Consider the following 1,255-nt stretch of genomic DNA (forward strand, 5'->3'; position numbering starts at 1 on the left):
TAGTCGACGACGTCCTCGGGCCACTGGTTGGCCTCGGCCAGCAGCACGGTGTCGGGGTACTGGGCGTCGATCTCCTTGCGCACCCGCTTCAGGAAGTCGTGCGTGGCGGGCAGGTTCTCGCAGTTCGTGCCCTCCTCCTGGTAGAGGTACGGCACCGCGTCGAGCCGGAAACCGTCGATCCCGAGGTCCAGCCAGAACTTCAGCGCGGAAATCATCTCCTCCTGCACGGCCGGGTTCTCGTAGTTGAGGTCCGGCTGGTGGGAGAAGAACCGGTGCCAGTAGTACTGCTTGCGGACCGGGTCGTACGTCCAGTTGGAGGCCTCGGTGTCGACGAAGATGATCCGCGCGTCCGGGAACTGCTTGTCGTCGTCGGCCCACACGTAGTAGTCGCCGTAGGGCCCGTCGGGGTCCCTCCTCGACTCCTGGAACCACGGGTGCTGGTCGCTGGTGTGGTTCATCACGAAGTCGATGATCACGCGCATGCCGCGCTGGTGGGCGGCGTCCACGAACTCCACGAAGTCCGCGAGGTCGCCGAACTCGGGCAGCACGGCCGTGTAGTTGGAGACGTCGTAGCCGCCGTCGCGCAGCGGGGACATGAAGAACGGCGGCAGCCAGAGGCAGTCGACGCCCAGCCACTGGAGGTAGTCGAGCCTGGCCGTCAGTCCCTTCAGGTCTCCCACGCCGTCGCCGTTGCTGTCCTGGAAGCTGCGGACCAGGACCTCGTAGAAGACGGCTCGTTTGAACCACTCGGGGTCCCGGTCCTTCGCCGGGGTGTCCTCGAAGGTGTCCTGAACGGGTTCGTTGACGATCATCGTGTGGGTGACCCTCCGATCTGCGGGGTGGACGGTCGCAGAACCGTGAAGACGTGCGCGGGCCGCCGGCCCGGTTCGAGACGCACGTAATTGGCCCTGCCCCAGTGATAGGTCTCGCCGGTGAGCTCGTCCCTCACCGGCACGGACTCGTGCCAGTCCAGGCCGAGTTGCGGCATGTCCAACGAGACCGTGGCCTCCTGGGTGTGGTGCGGGTCGAGGTTCGCGACCACGAGAACCGTGTTCGGCCCCCGCCGCTTCGAGTACGCGATCACCGCGTCCTGGTCCGCGTGGTGGAAGTGCAGATCGCGCAGCTGCCGCAGCGCCGGGTTCTCCCGCCTGATGGTGTTCAGCCGGGTGATGAGGGGGGTGATGGTGCGGCCGTCGCGTTCGGCGGCGGCCCAGTCGCGGGGCCTGAGCTGGTACTTCTCCGAGTCGAGGTACTC

The 1,255-nt window shown here is 66.6% G+C and carries 1 protein-coding gene and 1 pseudogene; both read right to left on the bottom strand.

Annotated elements, in window-relative coordinates; translation table 11 throughout:
• Positions 1–812 (bottom strand): alpha-amylase family glycosyl hydrolase (locus AB0M97_RS30810; RefSeq protein ID WP_365964273.1); only part of this gene is annotated, 812 nt, incomplete at its 3' end.
• Positions 809–1,255, bottom strand: a pseudogene (locus tag AB0M97_RS30815) (alpha-1,4-glucan--maltose-1-phosphate maltosyltransferase); the annotation flags it as partial. The pseudogene AB0M97_RS30815 and the gene AB0M97_RS30810, both read right to left, overlap by 4 nt.

The sequence above is a fragment of the Streptomyces sp. NPDC051207 genome (genome assembly GCF_040682395.1).
Taxonomy (GTDB): Bacteria; Actinomycetota; Actinomycetes; order Streptomycetales; family Streptomycetaceae; genus Streptomyces.